At 45.7% G+C, this 6,253-nt stretch carries 5 protein-coding genes and 2 pseudogenes; 3 read left to right on the plus strand and 4 right to left on the minus strand.

Going from position 1 to position 6,253, the window contains the following annotated elements; genetic code table 11:
* Window positions 1-72 precede the first annotated feature (72 nt).
* From MiSe_RS34685 to MiSe_RS34695, 3 genes and pseudogenes are all read left to right on the plus strand, one after another.
* Window positions 73-489: pseudogene (locus tag MiSe_RS34685) on the plus strand (Uma2 family endonuclease); the annotation flags it as partial.
* Between the two features lie 86 nt (window positions 490-575).
* Window positions 576-1,820: an RNA-guided endonuclease InsQ/TnpB family protein gene (locus tag MiSe_RS34690; protein WP_226588750.1), complete on the plus strand. Its 1,245-nt coding sequence runs from the start codon at window positions 576-578 to the stop codon at window positions 1,818-1,820.
* 23 nt (window positions 1,821-1,843) lie between these two features.
* Window positions 1,844-2,116: pseudogene (locus MiSe_RS34695) on the plus strand (Uma2 family endonuclease); the annotation flags it as partial.
* A 24-nt stretch (window positions 2,117-2,140) separates the two neighbouring features.
* On the opposite strand, the gene MiSe_RS34700 reads toward MiSe_RS34695, so the two are convergent.
* The 4 genes from MiSe_RS34700 to MiSe_RS34715 all read right to left on the minus strand — a co-directional run bounded on the left by MiSe_RS34700 (window position 2,141) and on the right by MiSe_RS34715 (window position 5,765).
* Window positions 2,141-2,731 (minus strand): L-threonylcarbamoyladenylate synthase, encoded by a 591-nt coding sequence (locus MiSe_RS34700; protein ID WP_226588753.1) that lies wholly within the window; start codon window positions 2,729-2,731, stop codon window positions 2,141-2,143.
* Between the two features lie 235 nt (window positions 2,732-2,966).
* On the minus strand, window positions 2,967-3,782 hold the full coding sequence (locus MiSe_RS34705) for a class I SAM-dependent methyltransferase (RefSeq protein WP_226588756.1): 816 nt from the start codon (window positions 3,780-3,782) through the stop codon (window positions 2,967-2,969).
* A 147-nt stretch (window positions 3,783-3,929) separates the two neighbouring features.
* A complete protein-coding gene (prmC, locus tag MiSe_RS34710) occupies window positions 3,930-4,886 on the minus strand; it encodes a peptide chain release factor N(5)-glutamine methyltransferase (RefSeq protein ID WP_226588759.1) in 957 nt (318 codons plus the stop codon).
* Window positions 4,887-4,889: 3 nt separating this feature from the next.
* A complete protein-coding gene (locus MiSe_RS34715) occupies window positions 4,890-5,765 on the minus strand; it encodes a Tic22 family protein (protein ID WP_226588762.1) in 876 nt (291 codons plus the stop codon).
* Window positions 5,766-6,253: the final 488 nt, after the last annotated feature.

The raw sequence follows: 6,253 nt of genomic DNA on the forward strand, positions 1-6,253 counted from the left end.
AATTTTAGAATCGCCATCAGCGATTCGGAAATTGCACAAAATGAAAGTAACAGTCCCAGGGATTTTAAAACCATGACCGATATTATATCTTTGATCGCATTACCACCCCCGTTTCCCGACCACACCCAACTACGGTCGGAGGACGGTAATTTGGTGAAGAATTTTCAAGCACATCCACAAAGTTTAATTTTAACCGACTCGATTGGCGCAGTGTTGCAGAGGTTGCATCCAGATGGACAGTACTGCATTGGTCAAGATTGTGGCATTTACTGGCGAGAAACTGAACCCCCGGAAAAAGGTGCAGAAGCACCGGACTGGTTTTACGTTCCTCATGTACCTCCTAGACTAGGAGGTGTCATCCGACGATCTTACGTGTTGTGGCGCGAATTTCTTGCCCCCAGAATTGCCTGAGAATTTGCCAGTGGAGACGGTAGCGAAGAACGGGACAAGACACCCCTATCTTTAGCGGAGGACAGTACAGTTACCAAAGAATTGGGTTTAAAGCCTCGCCCTTCTGGGGCGACTTTGAATGCTTGTGCTAAGATAGGTTTATCGCACACACTGGCGATAAGACCATGCTTGTCTACGAAATGAAGCTACAAGGAACAGATGACCAGTACAGAAGGCTAGATCAAGCCATCCGTACTGGACGTTTTGTTAGGAATAGCATCATTAGAGCGTGGATGGATGGTCAAGTAAAAAGCCGAAACGATGCTTATGCCTACTGCAAAATATTAGCGGACAACCCTGAGTTCCCTTGGGCGAGTCAGTTAAATTCAATGGCTAGACAAGCTCACGCAGAAAGAGCTTGGGCATCAATCGAAAGGTTTTACCGGAACTGCAAAGCGAAAGTAGGTGGCAAAAAAGGTTATCCCAAATTTACCAAAGAGCAAGTTAGAGCCTCTGTTGAGTACAAAACCAGTGGGTACAAACTATCAGAAGACAGACGTTATTTAACGTTTACTGATGGATTTAAGGCTGGCACATTCAAGCTTTGGGGAAGCCGCAATTTGCACTTCTATCAACTCAACCAAGTCAAACGAGTCAGAGTAGTTAGAAGGCACGATGGCTATTATGCACAGTTTTTAATTGACCATAACAGGGAGGAGAACAAGGATTTAACAGGTAAACAAGTTGGCTTAGATGTTGGTTTAAACCATTTCTCCACTGATTCTGCTGGCAATAAAGTTGATAATCCTCGGTTTTTGAGAAAAGATGAACAGAAACTTAAAAAACTTCAGCGTCGTTTATCTCGTACTCAAAAAGGTAGTAAGAATAGAGCCAAAGCCAGAAACAAATTAGGGAGATCGCATTTATCGGTTTCACGCAGACTTACGAATTGGGTATGTAAGTTAGCTCAGCACGTCATACAGTCTAACGACTTAGTAGCGATAGAAAACCTACGAGTGCGTAACATGGTTAAAAACCACCATTTAGCTAAATCAATAAATGATGCTGCCTGGTACAAATTTAGGGAATGGTTAGAATATTTTGGCAAAGTTTATGGAGTGCCAGTTATTGCTGTAGCTCCTAAGTTAACTAGCCAAAATTGTTCTAATTGTGGCGAAAAAGTTGTTAAAGCTTTAAGTACCAGAACCCATCAATGCCCTCATTGCAAATATATTGCTGATCGGGATGAAAATGCAGCGATTAACATTCTGAAACTGGCCTTAAAACAATGGGCAAATACTGTCGGGCAGACAGAAATTAACGCCTCTGGAGAGACTGATCTCTGCTTGGATGGGGAAACTCAGCCAAGTAAATCAACTCGTAGAAAGAGGAAGTCCAAGGAGCGATCTTTGGAATCCCCGCACTTCTAGGGCGGGGAGGATGTCAACACTTTGTTGATGGGTTCTATGAAAAAATGACCCCAAACTCACGAGGTCACTATCCTATTACAACAATGGGCGTAGAATTAGGACTTTGGGAAGGAACTTATCAAAATCAAACCATGCTTTGGTTGCGCTGGTGGGATTATGAGGGTAACTTGTTACTCACAGGTCAAGAAACCGCTGAAATAGAACGCATGAAGCGACTAAAATTAGTGGAAAAATTGCGTTCGATCGCTCCCGATCAACTAGCAGCACTAGGAATTGCCCCCAACGAACTAGAATAACCATTACCAATTAGCAATTAGCCATTAGCCATTAGCCATTTCAATCACACCTTGTCTGAGAATTTCCCAACCCTTAAGAGTCCATTTTGCCACCGTAGAAGGCACGCCGGACTCTTTTGTTAATTCGGTTTCAGATAACTCTAAAGTCAGAACAGAGGGGAACTGATCGTCTATTTCTGCCATTGTCCGCAGGGGGGGTTGACCGGATAAATTGGCGCTGGTGGTGGCGAGTGGCCCGGTTTGAGATAATATTTTTCTGGCGATCGCACTATCGGGAACTCTCACCCCTATTGTTGCGGGGTCATTGGGATTAACTTGTGGAGGGAGGCGCGAACTTGCTGGTAATACTAAGGTTAACGCTCCAGGCCAATATTTTTGGGCAACTTGCTGCCAAATTAATTTTTCTGACTCGCTCCCTTGACAAAAAGGCCACAATTCCTCCGGATTTGCTGCCATTAAAATCAGCGGTTTATCCTGACTCCGCTGCTTCGCTGCAAAGATTAATCCCGACTTTTCTGGTAACGCTGCTAATGCCGGAACCGTATCCGTGGGAAAGCTGACTACAAAACCAGAAATTGCCCCAGTGACGAGGGCGTCCATTGAAACTTTTGTCATTAGTCAATTGTAATCTATCGTTGCCAGCGCTCGCGCTAATCGCTAATAACTCAAGTTGCTAGTTATCTCTCGAAGAGCAGCTAATGGCGTTCCCAGGCAGATCCGTGGTCACGAGGCTAATGGCGAGATTGGTAAAAATCCTATATTAGCAATTAGCAATTAACAATTAGCAATTAGCAGGGCAAAGTATTTATTTTTAGATTTTGACATTTTTATTTAACCTCATGCATAGAAATTATTTCAATTCAGGCAATGGTTCGGCTAGGATAACTCTGGTGCGGTAGACGATGTCAACGAGGCCGTCTGGAGAATGCGATCGCGAGTACAATTGGGTTAAATCGGCAACAAGTTGTTCAAATCCTTCCCCAGAACGCGGTACGAGTCCCCGACTTTGAGCGCGACCAATTAAACCCGATAAATCTACTGCTTGCTTATTAGTAAACCTGTGGCGACCCACTTCAACAAAATAAGGCAAACAGCTATAAGGCAGAAAAAATCCGCAATTTCTTAATAACTTTAACGGCAAACGCTGCACTTTTTTTACCCATCGCCGCAATTGAGTTAAAAGCGAGCGAGCGCTGTAAGGTTTTGACGCCTTTATCAGCAAGCGGAAATAATCTTTAGTAAATTTATCCTCTAATTCCCAGTAATTCCACACCAATGCCAAGCGACCGTATTTTTGCAAAATTCGGCGAAATTCTAACAAGCTTTGCTCGCGATTAAACCAGTGAAAAGCCTGGAAACAAACGACTAAATCCACCGATGCATCGGGTAAACTTGTCGCTTCTGCGGTGCCATCACAAACCTCTATCAAAGGATGGGAAATAGCCGCTTGCCTCATTTCGGCATTGGGTTCTACGGCAAAAACTTTAATCCCTTTTTCTGCTAGCTGACGAGAGGCAATACCCGTTCCCGCACCAATATCTGCTGCGACGATTTGGCAGGGTAATCCTAACCCTTCTAAAACCTTGTCGATAGCAACTTCTGGATAAGTTGGGCGATATTTTGCGTAATCTGCTGCGGCGTCTGAAAAATAAGTCAGCGGGTTCATGTTTTATAGGGATATCGAAATTGGTAATTGCTAATTGCTAATTGCTAATTGCTAATTGCTAATTGCTAATTTAGGACTTATGCACTACGAGGTCAGAAACCTTGATTAGATTCCCTTGTTGCCCTAACCCCTAGCAACTTGGGTGAATTAGCACCGATAAGCTAAAGCGAAGCGTTCAATTCCGGCTAAATCGGGATAAATTTTAATGCCATAATAACTTCCATTTTGCCGCAATAATTCAGCCACCGCATCCGCTTGTCCCGCCATCATTTCAATCAACCAAATGCCGCCAGGACGTAAATAATTAGGGGCAGTTTCTATTAGGTGGCGAATGCAGTCTAAACCATCTTCGCCGCCATCGAGGGCGAGGTGGGGTTCGTGAAAAGCAACTTCTGGTTGCAGCGTCGGTACTATGCTGCTGGGAATATAAGGCGGGTTGGAAACCATACCGCTAAGCCGCCCCTTGAGCGCTTCTAGCGGCTCAAACCAAAAACCATCGTAAAACTTGATTTTTTGAGCAAAACCCTGTTGCTGGGCATTCTGGCGGGCAATGGCGAGAGCTTCGCTGCTGCGATCCACTGCATGGATGGTAGCATCAGGAAACGCGGCGGCTAAACCGATAGCGATCGCACCACTCCCAGTCCCCAAATCCGCCCAATCAGCATCAGTCATCCCAGAATTTTGCCTCACCTGCTCGCTTGCTCCCCTGCTCCCCTGCTCTCCTGCTCCCCTGCGGCGCACCGCTTCCACCGCCAAATCGATCAAAAGTTCTGTCTCTGGTCGAGGAATTAATACTGCTGGGGAAACAACCAAAGAAAAATTGCGCCAAGGGGTGACCCCAGCGATGTATTGTACGGGCAAGCGATCGCTTATTCGTCGCTGCCACAATTGGTCTAATTCTGGCAAACTTAGGCGCAGAGTCATGTTTTTTCGGTCGCGAAAAGACTCTAACCGCAACGCCAAGCGGTCTAAATCTGCCACCGCAAGCAACAACCAGTCTACTTCCTCTGGGGGAACATCGGCGGCGCGCGCCGCTGCTAGTGCTTGTCGCCGCCATTGCCAAAGTTCTAAACCAGATACCGCCACCCCTTGCAGGTTTTCCATCGTTTAACGCCGATCTTGACGCTGTTGGGGCTGATTTTGGCGTTGTTGCGGCTGATTTTGACGTTGGTTAGCTGGTTGGTTTCGACTCGGTTGCTGAGAACCCGGTTGTGTTGGTTGGAGGGTTCGCAGGAATTCTAACGACTCCCGCGACGGTACGAGCAAAACTTTGTTCAAAACTGGATCGTTGCTGGTTTTCAACGTTTGAATTACGGTTTCCAAGTCCATCACTTGAATTTCTACGTCAGATGCCATATTTGGTTGTGACTGCTTAAAGCGATCTAGGAGTGCGATCGCTTGCTCCTTGTCAAAAAAGAAAGGTATGACGCGATCGTCGCCTTGGGGTATGGTCAGATATTTATTTTCTGACTTGAATTTGGCTACAAATAGGGGGACGCCGTTAAATCGCTGCACTTGGCGACCATTTTGTCGCAGCAAAGCTAATGCTGACTCAACTTGTTGCTGCACGGGTAAAAAGTCAACCGCGACAGAATCTTTTTTTTCGCGATTCGCTTGTTCCAATTGTTGGTAAACTTCTGCCAGCGACCTGGGAATTACCTGGAGATTTTGGCCGTCGTTGGGATTATCTGCCCGCAATCGCTGTAAAACCGTCTGAGCATCCCGCTGACTGATAAAAGCTGGCGTTACCAACACCTTTTTCTCATTATCACAGTTAACTTGCTGACCGTTGGTGGGGTCGAGGCATTGGCTAAGTACGCCACCGTCTGCTTTAGCAATCATAAACACCGGCACGGTTCGCAACCTTTGTACCACCTGTTCTTCGGGTAATGCTAGCGCCTCGGGAACGTTGGCGAGCGCACCGGATACCAACGCAGTCCCCAATAACCCCAAGGTTGCGCTCCAACGAAGGAATGATTTCATAACCTCTCCTGCTATCAATCCTGTCACAAACAAAAAATTATCATTTCAAAAAACATAGAATATTATTCTATGTTTTTGTTTTTTGGGTTTGAACCCAACCAACGTACTGTCCTCCACATTTATCCCCGATGGCTTGTATGTTTGGCAATAGTTGCATGCTAATTTGCCATGCATTTTAACTTTTTTTTGGCAATCTCGCTGCGGTCATTTCTCCCCGTGAGCTAACTTTTCCCTCTGGGTTCACAAATCGTCTCGGTCAAAAATTTTACAGAGATAGGACTTAGGCGCGACGATCCTAGAAACCGGGTTTCCATCTGCGATCTTTCGTTGCCAAACCGACGATTTTTGGGAGAAACTTTGGTGTTTGCCCCGGTTCTCAGAGATATAGGACGATCCTAGAAACCGGGTTTCTGCGTCGATCTTTGGTTGCCAAACCCACGATTTTTCCGAGAAACTTTGGTGATTTGCCTAGAAACCGGGTTTCTGCG

Source organism: Microseira wollei NIES-4236 (assembly GCF_020521235.1).
GTDB lineage: Bacteria > Cyanobacteriota > Cyanobacteriia > Cyanobacteriales > Aerosakkonemataceae > Microseira > Microseira wollei.